The following is a 21695-nucleotide window of genomic DNA, read 5'->3' on the forward strand; positions in this document are numbered from 1 at the left end:
CCCATGTTTTAATAAGACGTGTAGGGGTATAGGGTAAGACTGACGTATTATTACCCCATGCCCCATACTCATTTTTATTAAAACCGTTTATGTCTAACTATTTTCGTGCCAATGTTGAGGCTATGGCTAGCTATGTTCCTGGTGAACAGCCGCCACGGGGAACACAAATTATTAAACTCAACAGTAACGAAAACCCCTATCCCCCGTCGCCGAAAGCATTAGCAGCACTGAAAAATATTGATGGGGAATGGTTGCGGCGTTATCCAGAACCCTTTGGCGGACAATTTCGCCAAGCCGTTAGCCAAGTTTTAGGCGTTCCTAGTGATTGGGTAATTGTGGGTAATGGTAGCGATGAAGTTTTAAGTATTTTGATTCGCGCCTGTGCTGAACCTGGACGCAAAGTAGTTTATCCTATGCCGACCTATGTGTTATATCGCACCTTAACTGAGATGCAAGCGGCGGATATTCTAGAGATTCCCTATGCAGAAGACTACACTTTACCCATCGCTGAATTAATCGCCGCAGATGGGGCTGTAACATTTATTGCATCACCTAACAGTCCCTCTGGTCATGTTGTACCGAAAGCAGACTTGCGAAAACTAGCAAGTAATTTGTCTGGGGTGTTAGTAATTGATGAAGCCTACGCAGACTTTGCTGATGAGAACGCTTTAGATGTGGTGCAAGAATTTGACAACGTGATGGTGATTAGAACCCTATCGAAAGGTTATTCTTTAGCAGGGTTACGCTTAGGTTTTGGCATAGCTAACCCCCAATTATTAGCAGGATTATTTAAGGTCAAAGATAGCTATAACATTGATGCGATCGCCTGTACAGTTGGAACAGCAGCCATCATTGATCAAGCCTATAAAAACGAGTGTATCGCCAAAATCACAGCCTCACGCCACAAGTTAGCCCAAGACTTCAAGCAATTAGGTTTTCGTGTCTGGGATTCTCAAACCAACTTTTTACTAGTCCAACCTCCCCAAAACAACGCCGAATATATCTATCAACAACTCAAAGCGCAAAACATTCTCATTCGCTATTTCAAACAACCAGGCTTAGAGGATAAATTACGCATCACCGTTGGTACAGATGAGCAGAATCAGGTATTGGTAGAGGCGATTCAGGGATTGGGGACTGGAGGCTAGGGATTGGGGACTGGGAGAAAGGAGGCAGGGAGCAGGGGGAAATGAGGAAATTCTTCTCCCCCCTGCTCCCTGCACCCTGCTCCAATACCTCTCGGTTAAGGAATTAGGAGTGACTTTTACTCATGAAGTAATCATGGTTTCAAGCGTGCAACCTGCTTTATTTTTGACAGGATGAGAGCTTAACCGAAAAGTATTGCACCCTGCTCCAATTCCTCTTCTATACCCAATGCCCAATTAACCAATAACAACCCTAAACCCACAAATCCTTAATCCCCCGTCTGACTCATTCCAACTGCGGCTAGCACTGCGACAGAGTTCTGCACCAAAGTTCCATGAACCACCGCGCAAAACTCGCCGGTAGATGTCGCCGCCTTCTTCCCACACACTCCCGTCTGTGGGCGCGCCTTGATAATTGTTGTGCCAAGGATCAGCGCACCATTCCCACACTAGCCCGTGCATATCATACAATCCAAAGGCGTTGGCTACCCGAAAACTACCGACATCTGTTGTTTCTTTGCGGGGGCGGTTTTTGGCTTCTTTGTCGGTGTTGTCGCTACTGCTGTAGTTAACTAAGTCAGGGGTAATAGTTTCGCCAAAGTGGAAGGATGTGGTAGTACCGGCGCGACAGGCGTATTCCCATTCCGCTTCACTGGGTAAACGGTATTCTCGGCCAGTTTTTTGGGATAATCTGGCACAAAATTCTATAGCTTCGTGCCAAGAAACATTTTCCACTGGTCGATGATAACCTCTAAATTTAGAAGGATAAGGGTTTAGGGGTTGGTTGATTTTGGGTAAACCTGCGACAGCACGCCATTGGGCTTGGGTGATGGGATACTTACCCATGAAAAAAGGTGCGATCGCAACTTGATGTTGTGGGCGTTCGTCAGCGTCGCCTTCAAAGTTAGGCGAACCCATCCTAAATTCACCCCCAGGGATTTCTACCATTTCCAGGGTGATGTCTTTGCTGATTTCTTCGACAAAAAATTGGGTAGTATGGCGATCGCGATTTACTATACGTCCCCCAGTATCTACTGTCACCACCTCAAATTCACAGGTTTGTAAGGATGGTAGTGGCAGTTGAGTTTTTTGTAAGCTGGGCTGTAATGGTACTAGTGTCGGTTGATTGACTAATAATATTTGTGTTTCAACATCAGGGATAGTGGTATTTTTTAAATCCTCTAACGCTTCCTTGGCTGATTGATATCTCTCACTAGGTAAATGTTGAATTAATTTATCTAAAACTTTGCTTAAATTATCACTAACAAAAATACCTTTCTTTTCTAAATAATCTCGCCATAGCCATTTAGCATTCATCGGGTCATAAAGACCATCATCGATATTGCCATAAAGATTTTGTATCGGCAAACATTGCGTTAACAACCGCACACAAGTCACACCCAAAGCATATAAATCACTACCAGGACAAGCAAACCCTGCCATTTGTTCTGTCGGGGCATAACCAAGGGTATAAATTACAGTTGCTTGTCGAGCTACACTAGTTTGTGTAACTTGTTTAGCACCACCAAAATCTATTAATACTAGCTTGTCATCACCATCACGACGAATAATATTTTCTGGCTTAATATCCCGGTGTATAACATTACAAGAATGAATAAAATCTAACACCGGCAATAAATCAAATAAAACCTGACGAATTTGTGCCTCGTTAAAAGGACTTTTGAACAACTCTTGTAACAGAGTTAACCCAGGAATAAATTCCTGCACTAAATATAAGCTTGAACCTTGTTCAAAGTAAGCCAATAATCTAGGAATTTGGTTATGATTTTCCCCTAGTTCATATAGCCTAAAAGCCTCATCCTTAAAGAACTCGGCGGCTTTAGTTCGTTGTCCTGTTCCGCGAATTTGCGGAAAAAACTGCTTAATAACACAAGGCGCATTCAGCCTATCTACATCTTCAGCCGCGTAAGTTTTACTAAATCCACCTTCACCTAATAGCCGCAACACACGATAACGGTTTCTCAGCAATTGGCCAAAACTGCTTTGCCCGCAAGTCATGCAAAATTTATTGCCATCAGGGTTGAATGGATTTGAGCAATTGGGATTTTGGCAAATTTGCATAATGAGGAGAGGGTAGCATCTTGTCCAAAGTTAGCCCCAATATTATGTAATTGGAAACTGATATTGAAACAAATAAAATTCTTCAGGTACTTGATATCTATGCTGTGACTAAAAGATACATATCAAGTGGATTTATTTGTTACTTTTAACTGACTACTATTTAGGTTAGCAATCATATTCTCACGAATAAATTAATAATATGATTCAGCTATTTAACTTGTCAACAGTATTTTGTGGTATTGATAATTAATCCAGATTTTCTAAATATATATGGTTGACTTTTCAGGATAAATAATAAAATTTAGGGTTATCTTAATCTTTAGCTTAATGTTTAACAAATTGATAGTTATGATACAAATTAAATATGTAGAAATCAGGCTTGATTATTGAAATTACTTACGTAGCTAGGAAACTCTTAACAGGAAAGAGGAAATAAAAGTGTACTTTCGCAGAAATCAAATACGATTCCTATAGCATTTCTTAGTCTGCTGAGGTAGAAAATTATCCGTGTACCCGCAACGTACGCAGTAGCGTCTCGTAAGAGAAGCAAGCTATATCTCAATACGGTTCAGATAAGAAAAAATAAATTTCAACCAAGCCAGTAAATGTTCACTCAACAAAAAACGAAAAAATGATTTTGGAGGGGGTTTGGGGGACGCAACCGTCCCCCAATCGGGGGCTTGGGGGAGAATCCCCCAAATCTTGCTCATTGTCTAATAGGCAGAGCAAGAATTGAGAAATTAACTCTCACCGCCTTAATTGAACCGTATTGAGCTATATCTGTGTTAATCTGCATTTAACTATTGTCGTGTGTACTTCACTAGGGTAGAAAAGTGTATATCTCAACACGGTTCAGTTAAGTGAATAGTAGGTTGGGCTGAGTGATAGCGAAACCCAACAAAGCCTTGATAATGTTGGGTTTCGTTCCTCAACCCAACCTACAGCCGTTTTGTTTTGAACCTTAACTGAACTGTATTGGGGTATATCTGATGAACTGATCAGTAAATGATCAGTTGATTGTGAGCCTAGCGTAGTCAGTAATTCTCCTCTACTTTAAATCTTGTGCAGGTGCAATTCACCAGTAATGTACGCATAAAAAGGAGTTGCACAGCAAGATATAGAGCTAAGTCAGACAAGAGGATCTAGGTTATGTCACCTACCCCAAACCTTCCCAAAAGCAACACTTCCAAGAACACCGCCATAGTATTAGCAGCATTACTGAACATTGGATTACAGAACGCAGCGACAGCATCAGTTAAACCACCCACTTCCGCAAACGAGACGGTAAATCAACGGATATTGCAACAGCCTAATTTCATAGCTCAACAAAGACTAGTGAATTCAGTTGGAGGTTGCAGTGTGATTATACCGAACGAAGTGACAACCAATGAAGTTGACAGACTATTAGCTTACAGCCCCACTACCCGCACTTCCTACTTAGTGACCTTTAAAGATTTTCCCATCGCAGGTCAATTAAACCTTGTGGAAAAGAGACAAATGTTAGCGATCGCACTCAAAGAGGGTTTAGGACTTAGTGGTGTCATAGTCAGAAGCACCGACTATGAAATTGACGGACACCCTGGTTTAGATATTTTGATGAGACACGGTGACGGGACAAGGGGACAGTATCGCGCCTTTGTAGTTAATCAAAGAGTTTTCTTCTTAGGTGCTGTAACTACAGATCAATTTACCCAAGAGTCCAGCGATTTTTTTGCATCCTTCCGCATTCATCCTGACATCATTCGTTCCACATCTGAAATTCATTAACTCCAGCAATTGTTAAGAAATAATTCGCGAATAGTATTCAATAGTCAGTCATCTCTGCGGCTGAAACTCTTGTTATTTCTAGATAATCAAGGTTTTAGTTGGCTTTGTCAATGCTTCTTTTAATATACGGTTTAACCAAGTTGAACCGTATATACATCACACCCCTATTAATAACCTTTGTAGAGATGTTGTCATGCAATGTCTCTCGAACCTAGTAGCCACAGTGAATTAATTTTATGAATACCAAAGTGCATTCAATCCCCACATCATCTTCAGATAATCTCCAGCAGCAATTAAGGTACAAACAATTCTTATTGCTAGGTCAAAAATATCCAGGTATGAGATTAGTACCTACTCAAGAAATTGATGCTATTCTGCACACACATATGACTAATACAAATAGTCAAACACTATTTAACACCTTCATACAGCACATTCCAGAATTTGGCATGGGAGGAGAAGAAGAATATTTAGAATGGCAATTAATTTTCGCCCGAACAAAAGCACTATTTGAGCAAACCTTTGGCAAAGGTTCTATGGGTGATTCTCCTCCAGCTTGCTGTGAAATTCTGATTAGCCCACTGGTATAGCTTTGCTTCTGTTATTATGCCTCTTGCAAAGTTCATAATTCTAGTGTCTTTTCTGTGCATTTGTGCAAAAAAAAGATTTATGCAAGAGGTCTATTGAGTAAATATTGTTAATATAAATAATAAAAACTACCGTACCTTTTAAAGATTCGGTAGTTATCCTCAATACCTATAAAATTTATGTATCTGCATCTAATGTCCGCAGCCAATTTTGTGTTTCATCGATTTCCTTAGACATCCCCAATTTTTCAAAATTATCTAAAGCTTTATTTGACCATTCCTTAGCCTCTAACAACTGACCTTTAGCGATGGACAAAGAAGATAATGAACGTTGACAAAATGCTGTGCGAATTTTATCTTGATTGGCTTCAGCTACCCGCAGTCCTTCTTTAAGTAGTCGTTCAGCCTCATCTAATTTTTCTTGTCTGATGGCAATTTCTGCCAGCCAATTTTGAGTACAAAAAATGGCACGTACCCATTGAATTTGTTGTGCTAATTCTAGAGTTTGTTGAAAAGTGATTTTAGCTTGTTCGTATTGTCTACTTTTAAAGAGAATTTCCCCTTGATAATACTGAAGTTGGACTAATTGCCGCGATCGCTCTTTTTCCCCTAACTCCATCTGTTCTAGTAATTCCCTGGCTTGATTCAGCCATGTCTGCGCTGCATCCAAATTTTGCTGTTGAATCCGCAAAACAGCGATATTTCTCGCCAAAGATAACCTAAACACAGGGGTTTGATGGTGACGCAATTCCCAAGCTTTGCTGTATAACTCATCGGCTTCTGCTAAATGTTCCACTCTACCCAAAGATGTCAGAGTAACGGCGCGATCGCTCATCACTTTAGCTGTTACAGGCCAGTCTCCCCGTTGTTCTGAGGCGGGAATTAACCAAGCCGTCCACATCAGGCGATCGCACCAATATCGCAAGCGGCTTTCTTTTCTACCCATCGCATGGGTGTAAGCTTCCAGATTTTGCCAAAACTGACACATTTGAGCATATCGCCCCTGAACCATACACCACTCAATCACAACTTGTAAATTTTGCCACTCCTCTTCTAAACCATCAAACTGTCCTTGCCAACTTTGAGCATCCTGTCCAGCATAAATTGCCGAAAAATTTAAATACCAATGAATCGACCTCTCTCTTACCTCCCACTCAAAATCAGGATATGCTTGGAGTTCAGCTAAGGCATACTCACGGGTCAGTGGTAGCATACTATAGCGATTATTCTCTTGTCTGACTAACGACAAACTTCTTAATTGCGCTAAGTCTGCATTGATTGCACAGATATTCACATCTGGAACTGCAACTTGCACTAAGGCATCCTGTAAAGCTGGCATGGGAAATAGTGCCAGTGCCATCAGTAACTTATGTGCGGCTTTTCCGGTCAGTGGTTTAACGGAATTTTCAAAACAAAAACGCGCAACATCTCCTCTCAAATCCGATATTTTTCCCAACACTTCTTGAATAGGATAGCCATTAGCTAATTGACCAATAGAATAATTAATTGCTACCGGAATCCCTCCAGTGGATTTACACAATATTTGACTATCTTTTTCACTCAAAGAAACACCCTTTTCTTGCGCTTCATACTGGATTAAACGCAGTGCATCTGATTCTGGCATTGATGTTAAACGCACCGGCACAAATACAATTTGTTCACGGGTAGTAATCACAGCTTTCACTGTTGGTGGTAATTCATGCAAAAATGCTAATACATCTTGTTGATTTTCCACCGTCTCTAAATTATCCACAATTAGCAATGTACGCTGATGAGATAAGGCATCTTTAATTAAATCTAATTGCTCTTCAAAACTCACCCCTGTAATATCTAACTCATCTACTTGGCGTGCAATCTGCCGAAAAATATCTTGCAAAGTCCTCTTAGGAGCTAAACTTTGCAACAAACCGGAATGAATCAGATAATATTCTTTGGCAGACGTAAAAATAATAGTGTCAAAGGTAGGCATCCCTAAAAAAGATTCTTGCCTTTCACTAGCTTGTAAGCATCGATAAGCCGCTTCTAAAACTAGAGTTGTTTTCCCTACACCACCAATACCATCCACACTAATCAAATGCGCCGGATGCTCAAATGAAAGTAATTCCAAAAGGCGAGTAATTTCTTCCTCTCGTCCTACAAATGTAGAGCAACTTCGAGCTGGTAAGTTTTGACGTACTTTTTTATGAGCAGTAGGCAGTTCATATGATGAATTAACGATATCTAGCGGCTCATTTAATAATCTTTGTAATGTCGCAGTTACAGTATTAATGCGAATTCTCTGCCCTGTAGCTGCTGATAACAAGTTCCATAATCTAGGGCAAAATATGCGCTGCACAGTGCCTTCAGTATATCCTGTGTACTGAATCTCCCTGAGCCGCTTTCCCTGCAAAACTTGTTCTAAGATAGACCTCTGCACATCATTTAAAGGTTCATCAGTGTGAGATAAAACTAAATTGTTTGCCACTTCTATCAGTGCTGATATTTGTTCTTCATTCATATGTTTAACATCAATAATTACTTGTAGTGAGCTTAACTTAAATTCTTCTATAAAATTGACTTCTGAACAAACTGAAATTCAAATTGAATATCTTGAATTTCAATTATTAAAATTTAAGTAAAAAACAGAATTCACCTTCACAAAAGATTTAAAATCTGGTATTTTTGAATAAAAATATAGTTAAGCTCGTTACTGTTCAAGAGTGCTAAATTGCAATTGCTGTTAGCAGTAGCACGGCTTTTAGCCAATTTTGAGGGAACCCCCATAGCTAAATTTAGAAGAGTGAAATTAGAACACATTTTTCTAATTTTATTTTTCACTCAGCACGCTGCTCAACGCCCCGCTTCCGCTAACAGCACTCTTTTAGCAAAACCCGATGTCCCGTAATTCATCCACAATGAATTGGCAGCTTTTATTTAATAAAACTACTACTAGACTCAAGAAATGTTGAATTATCTTATAGCTCCTCTGACGTGCATGGCCACTGGGTTGATTTGGCTGTTAATTCCATTGACAAAAGTCAACGCCACAGAATCAAGACAATTGGAAACACTGAATCAACCTCAAAATCATCTTTCAGAACTTAATCAATATACTCAACTAGATGCTACACCAATCACTCCAGTTAATGAACTCTCTGATGTACAACCAACAGATTGGGCTTTCCAGGCTTTGCAGTCTCTAGTAGAGCGTTACGGTTGTCTTACGGGTTATGCCAATGGCACTTTTCAAGGAAATAGAGCGATGACTCGCTTTGAATTTGCAGCCGCATTCAACGCTTGTTTAGACAAAATCAATCAAAGTCTGAATGCTGAGACTACAAACGCGGTTACTCAAGAAGATTTAATGAAGGTGCAGAAGCTACAGGAGCAATTCGCCACGGAACTTGCAACTGTGCGCGGTAGAGTGGACACTGTAGAAACAGTTACCCAACAGCTAGAACAACAACAGTTTTCTACAACCACAAAACTTGATGGACAAATCATAGTTGCAGCCGCAGATGCTTTTGGCGACGCTAGCCGTAGAGGAAATGGCGATGACAGTAACCTCGCACTTTACAATCGAGCGCGCATCAACTTTATCACCAGTTTTACTGGAAAAGATAGGTTGCTTTTACGAATGCAAGCCAGTAATGTAGTTAATCCTATTGCACCAGGAAATGAGGCGCGTTTAAGTTTTCAATCTGGTGGTGATAGCAATAATAATGTCTCAATCAGCAAGCTGGAATATCGTTTTCTCGTAGGGAAGAAAGTCGAAGTTTTCGTTGGTACTGGTTTTAATACTTACTTTGATGACGCAGATGTCATCAATCCTTTACAAAGCGATGCCTATGGTACTGTGTCGCGCTTCGGCAGATATAATACAGTTTATCGCTTGGGTGGAGACACAGGTGTAGGCGTGACTTTTATACCCAATGAAAATTTCAAAGCCCAATTTTTTTATCTAGCTGGTAACGCCAACAACCCCAGCAGGGGCTTATTTAACAGTAAATACGGTGCTTTGGGTCAACTCATATGGTATCCCAACTCAGAAGACAAAGCCACCAAAATAGCCTTTACCTACGTCAACGCCTACAGCGAAAATGGACTAGGACATAATACTGGCAGTTTAGCCTCTAACCTGAACGATAGGAAAGTTTCCTCCAATTCCTATGGTATTGAAGCTAATTTCAAAATCAATGACGGTTTTCAACTTGGTGGATGGGTGGGTTATATCAACGCACGGGCTTTAACTGGGGATGTCAAAGGCGATGCTGATATTTGGAATTGGGCTGTAACTCTAGCCTTTCCTGATTTGGGTAAACAAGGAAACTTAGGCGGAATCATCGTAGGGATGCAGCCTAAATTGACTGGTTCTTCTGCACAATTATCAGGCTTACCCCGTCGTGATCCCGACACAGGATTTCACATTGAAGCGTTTTATCGGTATCAAATCAATGACAGAATCAGTATTACTCCTGGTGTGATTTTACTGACAGCACCAAATCACAACGAACAAAACGGCGACATTTTTCTGGGAGTAGTTCGGACTACTTTTCGGATATAAGCGACATTATGCAAGTAACCTGACTGCTTGAAGACAGTCAGGTGTGCAGAATAATTAGTTTTTATTCATTGAGAGTTTATTACTGTTTGCAAAAAATATTACTAATACTATGTTACAAAATCGTGAACTGTACTAGAATTATTACTTAAGTAATTTTTCCTAAAAAGTGGGTGGACAGTCGTTGTAACTCTTAATAGCCTACAGCAAAACTTCCATGTACATAATTTTGCTACTACTATTCCCACTGCCATAACAATCCTCAAATATATCCCCGCCTTCTTTGAAGATTCGGGTATCTAAACCTATCTAAACTGATAAATTTAATATTTTTTATTATTCAGGAGAATTCAGTGTTTAACTCCAGCAATTTTGAAAGTCAATCAATCAATGTTTATTGTACTCGTCCAGGCTGTGAAAAACCTAAAAATACTATTTCCCCTGAACAGATAAACTCTGGTGCTGCTAACTGCGCTCACTGTGGAATGCCATTGATTTTACAGGGACATTTTGTAGCCATAGCATTATTAGGTGAAGGTGGATTTGGCTGGACTTTTCTAGGAAAAGATATATATGAGGAATTTGCAGATAATAGACGAGTAATTAAACTGTTAAAACTTCCCCATGCACAACCTCAAGCAACACAGAATCGCATCCGCATCATGTTTCAGAATGAAGCAAAAATTTTGAACCAGTTAATACATGAAAGGATTCCTCGATACTTTGCTTCTTTTACCACGGAAGTTGAGGCAAAAACAGGTTTTGTGGAGAGATATTATTATTTAGTACAAGGATATATTGAAGGGCAAAATTTAGCTCAGGAACTTGAACAAAAAGAATGCTTTTCTGAAGATGAGGTTATAGATATTCTCAGGGAAATTTTAAACATCCTGAGATACGTTCATAACTATGACCGTCCTCAAGGAGCTATACACAGAGATATTAAGCCTGCCAATATCATGCGTGATCTTCAGAATCAGAGGCTATATCTCATAGATTTTGGTGCGGTAAAACAGATAGCACAAGGACTTCCTGTAGAAACAACATCCATAGTCCTAGATAAAAATTTTGCGCCGCCTGAACAATTCTTTGGTGATCAATTATCTTACGCATCAGATTTATATGCTTTGGCTGCAACCTGCTTGTGTTTGTTAACAGGGAATCAAAACCCTAATCAACTGCTGAAAGAATCAGATATAACAGATATTTTGAAAGTGCGGCAAGTGCGTAATCAGCATTTTGCTACAGCGTTAGAACTAATGCTCAAACATAAAGTAAAAGACCGTCCTCAATCTGCTCAAGAGGTTATAGATATTCTGGATGGTAGAAAACAATCTCATGTTGTGAATTTCTTTAATATTTTAAAACATTATATTAGTGATATTACTAGTTTTATTAAACGTCGAGTGCCAATTAAGTGGGTAACTTTGGCGTTGTTAAGTTTTGTGATAGTAGTTTCTGCATATCACCCTCTAGTGAAAATATTAGAGCCAAAACCCATAAATGCAGAATCATTTATAGAGTTAATGATTTCACAGCAAAATGAAAATGCTAAATATTTTAGTAGGGGAGAGAAATCTTTAGTTCCTGAACTTAATCATAACGCTGCTTGTCAAGATGTATATCAAGCGAAACAGGATGGTATGGCAGCTTTTAAAGAAGCTAGTGAAACTGGTGATAAAGAAAAATTTGACAAAGCTAGATTGAAATTCAGAGAATCTATTCAAAAATCTCTGGCTAATCAGAATTGTATACCTGATCCTGAGACAAGAATTCAAGAATACAACGCTATAGTCGCTCAAACTAATTTAGCTAGTCAAGGACAACTTCCTACAATTGTCGTTGCGAATGATGTAGAAAAAATATCATTTAATAATGCAGAATACAAAAACAAATCTATTATTGGACTAGAAATATTGCGCGGTGTAGCCCAAGCCTTGGATGAATTAGATAAAACTAATCCCTTATTTCAAGTTTTACTAGTCAATTACACAGTAAAAGATTCAAATCTAATAGCTAGAGACATCGCTAATCAAACAATTCCAGGACAAGGAAATTATTTCAATCAAAGTAAAATATTAGGTGTCATTGGTGGATATACAAGTAAATATATTAAGGAAGTAGGAGATATTTATGGTGATAATAAAATCGTTCTAATGGCATCTACGAGTACAGCATTTAGAGATTATTGGCAGAGACAGAATCAAAAATTAAATGAATATGTTTTTCGTACAGCTTCTAATGATTCTATTGCCTCTGAAGATTTAGCTAATTACATCAAAAAAGATCATGCAGCAAAGAAAACATTAATTGTTTATAACAGTAATGATGAATACAGTAATTCACTTCAGGAAGAATTAGTACGTCAATTAGGTACTAATCCTCGCCCTAAGTTGTGTAACTTAACTCCTAATGGTAATACTCAAACTGCAACATCAAGGGAGGAAAATAATTGTATTGAAAGAGTAACTAAGGAGGACATAGGTGTACTAGTTTTATTTCCATCATCAGATTATCTCAAATCTGCCGCAGAAATTGCTAAAAGAGTGAAAACTAATAACCCAGAAATTCAACTGATAGGAGGAGATGTTGTCTATGACAAAGAAACATTACGTCTTCTGCAATCTTCGGCTGAAGGTATGGTAATTGCTGTCTGTTCTCATGCAAGTCTGGCTAATGCAGATTTTCAAAATAAAGCTAGCAATTTTTGGAGAACACGTTATGTGAGTTGGAGAACTATGACTACTTATGATGCAGCAAAAGTATTTTCTCAAGCGGTGGAAACATCAAATCTAAAAGGCTTGGATCAAGATGGTGAAAACATATATAAAATATTAACCGATCGCCAAAACAAATTTTCAGTGAAAGGTGCAAACACAAATGTCACATTTGATATTAATGGCGATCGCGAAAAAATTACAGGTGTTGGTGTTTTAGTACAAGTTAAGAGAAATAATACCACAAGTGATGAAAATAACTTTGCTTTACTCCAACAACCACAACGATAATTAATTCATAATTGAAACCTATGCCTCGTCTAACTCTTAAAGCATCTATATTTGGCAAGCAACGTATCAAAGAATCGCGAATAAAAAAAATTGCCGAATTTAGAGAAAAAGAAGGAAAGATTGATATGGATGAAATATTCTTGAGGGAAGTGAGTAAAATTTTAGAACCCAATAAAGAATGGGGAAATTCTGAAGATAAATATGCTGTCAGTTTATCGACTTTGATACGTTTTCGACAGGGGAAGCGGATTGATGCAAGATTCTTTAAGGCTTTTTGTCAGGTTTTAGAATTAGATTGGCAAGAAATCGCAGAAAGTGAAATGGATGCAAACACAGATTTAAGTGAAGCCCCAACACTGAATAAATTTTATGGACGTAAACAAGAATTGGGCGAACTTCAGCAGTTAGTAAAACGCTGTAGGTTAATATTAGTCTATGGCATGGGAGGTGTAGGAAAAAGTGCTTTAGTTAGTCAGTTAGTAGATAGGGTTGCTAAACAATATCATCGTTTAATTTGGTTGTCTCTACAATCATCGCCTCCATTTCCAGAAACTATAAATCAGCTTATACAATTCTTTTCTAAAGGTGAAAAAGAAACCGGCAACTTGAGTGACATGATTCAGGAATTGCAACGTCAAAAATGCTTGATGGTGATAGATTCCTGGGATGAGATTATTGATAATATTCGCGAAGATTACACACAATATCATCAATTTTTGAAGAAAATTCATAAAACACAGCATCAAAGTTGTGTTGTGGTAATCAGTAGAAGAAAACCTCAAAATGTCGAACTAGAAGGTAAATTGGTTGAATCTATAAGATTACAGTCGCTCAGGGATGAAGAAATTAGAGAATTTATCAAAGCAGAAGGTCTGTTTGGTTCAGTGGAGGAAATACGAAAATTTAGCCGACTCTATAACAATCCTTGGATAGTCAAGAGAATCATTCAAAGGATTCAAACTGTCTTTAATGGGGAAATATCACCATTTATGAATAATGGTGAATCTACAACCTTTATGGATGAAGCGACTACTGATTTTTTAAATCAGCAATTTCAAAAACTTTCACAAATGGAAGTAAATCTGATGTATTGTGTGGCTATCAGACGTAATACTGTTTCGTGGAATCAACTAGTACAAGACAGTAAAGCATTTCTGCGACAGCACCAACTAATTGAGTATGTCAATAGTTTAATCAGCCAGCATTCTTTACTATATAAAAATATAGAGGAAGAGCCATTAATTTATGCACTAGAGCCAGTGATTTTGAAGTATACCACTGAGAGATTTGTTGAGCAAGTATATCAACAGATTATTGAAGTGATAAATACGGGTGTAATTTCTGGCAATGAATTGTTTATTACCCACCAATTCATTACAGAACATCCCATAGATGAAGAATTAAATCGAGAACAAACGCGAAGAATTGTGCAACGTATTCAACAGATATTATTGCATAATTTTAAGAGTCAGCAGCATCTGGAAACTCAACTAATAAAAATCCAATCCCTTGTGGAAGAACAAGGGTATGATGCTAGAAATATCTCACATTTACTGGCAGCTTGTAAGGTTTAGATTTTGTGCGAATTGATTCATTAGATACCCGACTGATTGCAGAATCAGGTATCCAGTGCAATTATCAATTTTTATCTCCCAAGGCGCGAATTGATTCAGCGATTAAAGCCACGATCGCAGAAGCTACAATCAATAACATACTCAAAGCATTAATATCAGGTTCAACCCCCCTTTTAATCCGGCTAAAAATTTCCATTGGTAGGGTATTGTAACCACTACCGGCAGTAAAACTAGAGATGAGAAAATCATCTAAACTTAAGACAAATGCTAGTAAGCAACCTGCAACAATTCCTGGCATTAATTGGGGTAGTAAGACTTTAATAAAAGCTTGTACAGGTGTCGCGCCTAAATCTAATGCGGCTTCTTCTAGGTGGGGATCTAAATTGGTGAGTCGGGAAGAAACGACTAAACCAACATAGGCTAGACAAAATACGACATGAGCCGCCACAATTGTCCACAAGCTCAAAGGTATAGCAAAGGCTGCTAGAAAGACTAGAGTGGCAACTGCGATCGCAATATCAGGAATAATTAATGGTAAGTACGAAATACCCTGATATAGCTTCTTCCCAAAGAACTGATAACGCGCCAACCCTACCGCCATTAATGTTCCTAACACCGCAGATATACTGACTGCACATAAAGCGACGATTAAACTGTTCTTTAACGCAGAGAGGATGCGATCGTCACTGAGTAGTTTAATATACCATTTAATGGTGAAGCCTTGCCAATTGGCACTATAGGGTGATTGGTTGAAACTATAAAACCCTAGTACCATAATCGGCAGGTACATAAACACATACATGAGTATGGAGAAAACCGCTTGCCATGAGACAAGCGGTTTTTTGTGAGATTTAGAGATATTCACGTTTTTATTATTTTATTTATAGGCGTACGAGTATAAAATATATTCTACGCTATAGCAAACGTCAACAGACTAATTTGGCTGGATGATATCGGTGATATTCAATAGTCACGCCACTGCATCTGTTGATATTTTCCCATGTAACTTTTATATATAGGAATCATATTTGATTTCTGAAAAAAGCTCAGTACACCTCTGTTACTTCTTTTCCTGTTCCCTGTTCCCTGTTCCCTATCTACGAAAATCATTTCAATAATCAAGTCGGATTCCTATAGAACAGCTTCAATGGTAAGTGGGAAATTAAATACCCACTTGATTGCAGAAGTCGAGTCTCTAGAAAAAATATAAATAATGCCAAAATTTTTGGGGATTTTGGCAATAAATAGTGTGGTTATTAAATCCTTTAAAGCTTAACAGGCACTCATCAAACTATCAATTATAAGTTAAACTCATGTCTGAGGAATAGGAAAAATTCCCTACAAAGATAGACAAGTAATCAAGAAGAAACCGCCTAGAATTTATGAGTGCTTAATTATAAAATTGGTGTTTAAAAATAGTTTCTAGAGTAGATATATCAATGAGAAACACTCTTGAAACAACCAACAAACACACCTAATTCCAATCTTAGTTTTTAGGAGGTTTGTGATGCGAATTGCTCAAGTAGCCCCATTATGGGAGAGAGTACCGCCGCCAGCTTATGGAGGTATTGAGCTAGTAGTAGGGTTATTAACCGATGAATTAGTCCGACGTGGACATGAGGTCACACTGTTTGCATCGGGAGATTCTATCAGTTTAGCAAAGCTAGTATCGGTTCATCCCTGTGCGCTAAGACTTGATTCTAAAGTCAAAGAATATAGCATTTATGAAATGCTACAACTAGGTTCAGTGTACGAACGTGCAGATGAGTTTGATCTGATTCATTCACATATGGGTTGTGCGTCATTACCTTATGCCAAACTAGTCAAAACTCCCACAGTTCATACACTACATGGCATTTTCACTGCTGATAATCAAAAAATGTTTCAATATGCCAAAAATCAACCTTTTGTAAGTATTTCTGATTCCCAAAGAGAACTTTCATTAGGATTGAATTATGTGGCAACAGTTTACAACGGCATTGATGTTAATAGTTATAAATTTTATCCCCAACCAGATGAACCGCCATATTTAGCATTTTTAGGTCGGATTTCTCCAGAAAAAGGCCCTCATTTAGCAATTGAAATTGCTAAAAAAGCTGGTTGGCGATTAAAAATGGCTGGGAAGGTAGATGTTGTAGATGTTGAATATTTTGAAAAAGTAGTTAAACCTCTCATTGATGGTAAGCAGATAGAATATTTAGGCGAAGCTAACCATAGACAAAAAAATGCTCTCATGGGTGGTGCAGTTGCAACATTATTCCCAATAACTTGGCGAGAACCTTTTGGTTTAGTAATGGTGGAATCAATGGCTTCAGGGACACCAGTTATTGCTATGAAACTGGGTTCTACTACAGAAGTCATTGACCACGGTAAAACCGGTTTTCTGTGCAGTAATGTTGAAGAGTGTATCCATGCAATTGACAAGGTTGCAGATTTAGATCGTTTTTACTGTCGGGAATATGTTCAAAACCGTTTTAGTCTGCAAGCCATGACCGATGGCTATGAAGAAGTCTATCGGCAAATTTTGCAAGAGAAATTTGCTAACAATGGGCGTATCCACAGTATGGTGAGGAATTAGGGATTGGGGATTGGGGACTGGGATCAAATCTACCTTGTCTACCTTGTCTACCTTGTCTCAAAACTCACTCCCCAATCCCTACTCCCTGGGCTTGACTCAGGTAATGGGATAGATCGCTGCGCCAGATGATAAACTTGTATAATCGCTGGCGTGAATTGTGTATAAAACATTTAGAGAAGCCACATCCCAGCAGCCTTTTAACCCAGTCCCTATTCCCCAGTCCCCAGTCCCTCACATGGTTACTCTGTCTCCCAGTCTGCAAGCTAGACTCTCCGAACCTCTAAAAATTGGCTCATTTGCCGTCAAAAGTCGAGTTCTGCAATCACCTTTATCTGGGGTGACAGATATGGTTTTTCGTCGGTTGGTGCGTCGTTATGCACCAGACTCCATGATGTACACCGAAATGGTGAACGCTACAGGGTTACACTACGTTAAGCAACTACCCAAAATCATGGAAGTAGACCCCAACGAACGCCCTATCAGTATTCAGTTATTTGACTGTCGCCCTGATTTTCTGGCTGAAGCGGCTATCAAAGCTGTAACAGAAGGTGCGGATACAGTCGATATTAACATGGGTTGTCCGGTAAATAAAATTACTAAAAACGGTGGTGGTTCTTCATTGTTGCGACAGCCGGAAGTCGCAGAGGCTATTGTGAGAGAAGTTGTCAAAGCTGTTGATGTCCCAGTGACAGTAAAAACCCGTATTGGGTGGAATGACAAAGAAATCACCATCCTTGATTTTGCCAAGCGTATGGAAGATGCAGGTGCAGAAATGATTACTGTACATGGACGCACCCGCGCACAGGGGTACAATGGCAATGCACGCTGGGAATGGATAGCCCGTGTCAAAGAAATACTTTCCATCCCCGTCATTGGCAATGGTGATATCTTCTCAGTGGAAGCGGCTATAAAATGCTTAGAGGAGACTGGCGCGGATGGTGTGATGTGTTCTCGTGGGACTTTGGGTTATCCCTTTTTGGTAGGGGAAATTGACCACTTCCTCAAAACTGGTGAATTGTTACCAGCACCAACTCCCATGCAGCGTCTCGAATGTGCTAGAGATCATTTACAAGCTTTATGGGAATATAAAGGCGATCGCGGTGTACGTCAAGCCCGTAAACATATGACTTGGTACGCTAAAGGTTTTGTTGGTGCGGCTGAATTACGGGGACAATTAAGCGTTATTGAAACCGTCCAGCAAGGTTTAGACTTAATCGATAAGGCCATTGAGCATTTAACTCAGGGTTATGAACCAATGGAAGAAGCGGAGAATTTTCAAGTCGCCTAATTAATTCTCTAGAATTCTTACTTGATTTTTGAACAGATAGGTAGATACTTAGGGTGCGCTACGTTGTCGCTAACATACGTGCTAACAAAGCCTTTGGTGCGTTACGGCTTATGCCTAACACACCCTACATATACTACCTTTAACAGAATAATTTTATACTAAAACCTATTTATTCACATTGCGTATCTGCGAGGTGTTTAACCTCTCCATCCATTTTTCTAAATAGACTCGGTTGGCTTCTTGTTCAGATGGTTCTGAACTATCAGTAGGATAAGGCATTAAACCTAAAATTGTTGCCGTGGTGACGCAAAACATTGACTTTTGGAAAGTCATACAAATTTGTACCCGCAAATCATCTTCACCCCGGAGACTTTGCCGATAAATCTTATGTAAATATTCTGGTAAATAATGACGCATATCTTGCATTAACAATGTGGGAGGAATACCTGCACCACCAATAGGCAAAGGATCAGCGTATAATGCCCCATATTGAAATCTGGCTTGATCAGGCGGAATTTGATATGCTTGGGCGTTTAAAGAAACTGTTCCCAAGAAGGGAGTACCTCTAAAGAAAACCGCTTCTACATAGGGGATGGCTGTATCTGCTAAAAAGGTCAACCCTAAGCTTTTAGGAATAATATCATAGACTTTTTTGTTAATTTTCACCGCGTAGGTAATGGGCTTTAAAGCATCTGCCACTAACCCGGCTTTAATATGGTCTACAACTTGCGGAATTGTTTTAATTTCACCTCTGTCATAAAGGTCTGATAAGTTGAGGAAAATATCAGCCATGACCCGCCAAAATTGACCTAGTCCACTATAGTAAGCTGACACACGTAATTGTTCAATTAAAAAGTCGGGAAACAGTTGATTTATTCCCATCACTAAGGGATTTGTTGCAAATTTTGCCTTAATTACGGCTTGCGCCCTTTGTTGAAATTCTTTGGTATCTAAATAGGCATCTAAACCGCCACCACCATGCCACATCATGGATTTCATACAGTATTCGGCATACTCAAAATTAATCCTGTCGTGCCACCAATGGCAGAGTAATTTTTGCGGAGTGATTTCGCCATTGAAATATTTAAAGAATGGGAAAAATACTAAAAACTGATGGTCAGCAATATAAATTAGATTCTTAGAGTAAGCATCTAAAACTACACCATAGCTTTTGAGAATCCCCACAACTTCTAAAACATTTTGGGGACTGTCAACAAGTAGAGCTTGCCCTGTAAGGAGGCGTTCGACAAACTCAGCTAAAGGTTTATTCGGTTTATTTTTAATAGTTACCATTGCCAATTCTCCTAATAAAATTTTTAAAATTATGCTTGTTATTTTTGGGATGTTTAGTAATGGCAATGGCTAACTATCTTGCTAGAACCCATCAGCCATTACTAATTGGCAGTTCGATGTTTAACTTTTGTCTGGTGTGTGATGTACTGAAACAGTCGCTACTGTATGTTCTACATTCACCATAGCCGTAACAGTGGGTTCGCTCCAGTGTACTAACCAAGATGGTTGGATACCAAAAATGATAATTAAGCCTGCTAATAACATTGCTGGGGCGCGATCGCTCCAGTAAACTCTAGGTAGGCTCATCACTTGCTCAGACAAACGTCCGAAAAAGGCACGGTTGACCAGAATTAAAAAGTAAACTGCCGTTAAACCTGTGCCAATCATCGATATCAGCGTTTGTATAGGGAATACAGCAAAACTACCCCTAAAAACAATAAATTCGGAAATAAACCCTACCATTCCAGGAGTCCCAGCACTAGCCATTACACCTAAAATCATCAAGCTACCAATGACAGGTAAACCCCGTTCTGGGTTTAACAGTCCCCGAATTACGCTTAAATCTCGGCTTCCAGCTTTTTGGTAGACAACACCGACTAACAAAAACAGCATTGCCGAAATCAACCCGTGGCTAATCATCTGCATCACAGCACCCAATGTGCTTAAGGGTGTAGCAGCAGCCGCAGCTAGTAAAATATAGCCCATGTGACCGATTGAACTATAGGCTACCATCTTCTTCATATCAGTTTGAGCGATCGCACAGGACGAACCATACAACACACTGACTACAGCCCAAACTGCTAACCAAGGTGCTAAATATGCCCAAGCTGTCGGTAACAAGTTCATCCCAAACCGCAACAAGCCATAGGTTCCCAACTTCAACAACACACCAGCCAGGAGTACGGAAATTGGTGTAGAAGCTTCAACGTGAGCATCTGGCAACCAAGTGTGAAAGGGAACTAATGGCATTTTAATCCCAAAACCGATGAGAATTCCCCCCAAAAGTATCAATTGGGTAGCTAAGGGTAGGACTGTTGTATTTAATCCTGTTAGAGCAAAGCTATTAGCACCACTCAACCACACCAACCCCAGGAAACTAGCTAGAATTAGAATCCCAGAAACAGCAGTGTAGATGAGGAATTTTGTAGCTGCGTAACCGCGTTTTGCCCCTCCCCAAATGGCAATGAGTAGGTATAGGGGAATAAGTTCTAACTCATAAAACAGGAAAAACAGCAGTAAATCTTGGGCGAGAAATGCACCTGCTACTCCAGCACTCAATATCAGGATTAAGGCGTAATAAAACCGAGGACGTTGTAGAGATTCGTTGCTACTGTAGATAGCGATCGCAGTTAATAGCCCATTTAACAACAGCAAAGGTAAAGATAGGCCATCTACCCCCAGATTATAGTTCAAGCCCAAGGCATTGATCCAGGGTAAAAACTCACTGAACTGCTGGTTAACTTCCCCTGGAATAAACTGGCTAGCTAAAAACACAGTCCACAAGAAAATTAACCCTGACGCAATTAACGCAACTCTTCGGGAGATTTTCCCATTCTCGCCAGCAGGTAATAACCCAACTAACAACGCGCCCAACAAAGGGGCAAAAATTAAAGCACTCAGCATAAGCAAGGGATATAAAAGTCGGAAGTCGGTATTTTCGGAAATCAGAAGTTAATTACTCCCTCACTCCTCTCCATAATTACTCAACGAGGGCTAATACCAGTTCGCAATTCGCAATGGGCTAACGCCCCGCTCCGCTAACGCAATTCGCAATTTGGTATAACGCCCCACTAACACCACTCATTACTCATTACTCAGCACTCAGCACGGGCT

At 39.4% G+C, this 21695-nt stretch carries 13 protein-coding genes; 8 read left to right on the forward strand and 5 right to left on the reverse strand.

Annotated features, from left to right (window positions below; all coding sequences use genetic code 11):
• The first annotated feature begins 89 nt into the window (after positions 1-89).
• Positions 90-1148, forward strand: a complete 1059-nt coding sequence (gene hisC / locus ACQFX9_RS03325; protein ID WP_427160694.1) for a histidinol-phosphate transaminase — start codon at positions 90-92, stop codon at positions 1146-1148.
• A gap of 234 nt (positions 1149-1382) precedes the next feature.
• On the opposite strand, the gene ACQFX9_RS03330 is transcribed toward hisC, so the two are convergent.
• Positions 1383-3227: an SUMF1/EgtB/PvdO family nonheme iron enzyme gene (locus ACQFX9_RS03330; protein WP_427160695.1), complete on the reverse strand. Its 1845-nt coding sequence runs from the start codon at positions 3225-3227 to the stop codon at positions 1383-1385.
• 1149 nt (positions 3228-4376) lie between these two features.
• On the opposite strand from ACQFX9_RS03330, the gene ACQFX9_RS03335 reads away from it, so the two are divergent.
• A complete protein-coding gene (locus ACQFX9_RS03335) occupies positions 4377-4994 on the forward strand; it encodes a hypothetical protein (protein ID WP_427160696.1) in 618 nt (205 codons plus the stop codon).
• A 236-nt stretch (positions 4995-5230) separates the two neighbouring features.
• On the forward strand, positions 5231-5584 hold the full coding sequence (locus ACQFX9_RS03340; RefSeq protein WP_427160697.1) for a glycine-rich domain-containing protein-like: 354 nt from the start codon (positions 5231-5233) through the stop codon (positions 5582-5584).
• Positions 5585-5759: 175 nt separating this feature from the next.
• Here ACQFX9_RS03340 and ACQFX9_RS03345 read toward each other — a convergent pair whose 3' ends face one another.
• Positions 5760-8078 (reverse strand): tetratricopeptide repeat protein, encoded by a 2319-nt coding sequence (locus ACQFX9_RS03345; protein ID WP_427160698.1) that lies wholly within the window; start codon positions 8076-8078, stop codon positions 5760-5762.
• A 477-nt stretch (positions 8079-8555) separates the two neighbouring features.
• On the opposite strand from ACQFX9_RS03345, the gene ACQFX9_RS03350 reads away from it, so the two are divergent.
• From ACQFX9_RS03350 to ACQFX9_RS03360, 3 genes are all read left to right on the forward strand, one after another.
• On the forward strand, positions 8556-10124 hold the full coding sequence (locus ACQFX9_RS03350) for an iron uptake porin (protein ID WP_427160699.1): 1569 nt from the start codon (positions 8556-8558) through the stop codon (positions 10122-10124).
• Between the two features lie 350 nt (positions 10125-10474).
• The gene (locus ACQFX9_RS03355) at positions 10475-13129 is read left to right on the forward strand and encodes a protein kinase domain-containing protein (protein ID WP_427160700.1); all 2655 of its coding nucleotides are present in this window, start codon (positions 10475-10477) and stop codon (positions 13127-13129) included.
• 20 nt (positions 13130-13149) lie between these two features.
• On the forward strand, positions 13150-14703 hold the full coding sequence (locus ACQFX9_RS03360; protein ID WP_427160701.1) for an AAA family ATPase: 1554 nt from the start codon (positions 13150-13152) through the stop codon (positions 14701-14703).
• A 64-nt stretch (positions 14704-14767) separates the two neighbouring features.
• On the opposite strand, the gene ACQFX9_RS03365 is transcribed toward ACQFX9_RS03360, so the two are convergent.
• A complete protein-coding gene (locus tag ACQFX9_RS03365) occupies positions 14768-15568 on the reverse strand; it encodes an ABC transporter permease (protein ID WP_427160702.1) in 801 nt (266 codons plus the stop codon).
• A gap of 642 nt (positions 15569-16210) precedes the next feature.
• Here ACQFX9_RS03365 and ACQFX9_RS03370 point away from each other — a divergent pair.
• Both ACQFX9_RS03370 and dusB read left to right on the forward strand, forming a co-directional pair.
• The gene (locus tag ACQFX9_RS03370) at positions 16211-17281 is read left to right on the forward strand and encodes a glycosyltransferase family 4 protein (RefSeq protein ID WP_427160703.1); all 1071 of its coding nucleotides are present in this window, start codon (positions 16211-16213) and stop codon (positions 17279-17281) included.
• A 235-nt stretch (positions 17282-17516) separates the two neighbouring features.
• Positions 17517-18569: a tRNA dihydrouridine synthase DusB gene (gene dusB / locus ACQFX9_RS03375; RefSeq protein ID WP_427162783.1), complete on the forward strand. Its 1053-nt coding sequence runs from the start codon at positions 17517-17519 to the stop codon at positions 18567-18569.
• A 165-nt stretch (positions 18570-18734) separates the two neighbouring features.
• Here the strand turns inward: dusB and ACQFX9_RS03380 are convergent, their stop codons facing one another.
• Together ACQFX9_RS03380 and ACQFX9_RS03385 are read right to left on the reverse strand one after the other, a co-directional pair.
• Positions 18735-19862: a CO2 hydration protein gene (locus tag ACQFX9_RS03380; protein WP_427160704.1), complete on the reverse strand. Its 1128-nt coding sequence runs from the start codon at positions 19860-19862 to the stop codon at positions 18735-18737.
• Between the two features lie 120 nt (positions 19863-19982).
• On the reverse strand, positions 19983-21485 hold the full coding sequence (locus tag ACQFX9_RS03385) for an NADH-quinone oxidoreductase subunit M (RefSeq protein WP_427160705.1): 1503 nt from the start codon (positions 21483-21485) through the stop codon (positions 19983-19985).
• Positions 21486-21695 lie beyond the last annotated feature (210 nt).

The sequence above is a fragment of the Aliinostoc sp. HNIBRCY26 genome (genome assembly GCF_050235535.1).
GTDB lineage: Bacteria > Cyanobacteriota > Cyanobacteriia > Cyanobacteriales > Nostocaceae > Trichormus.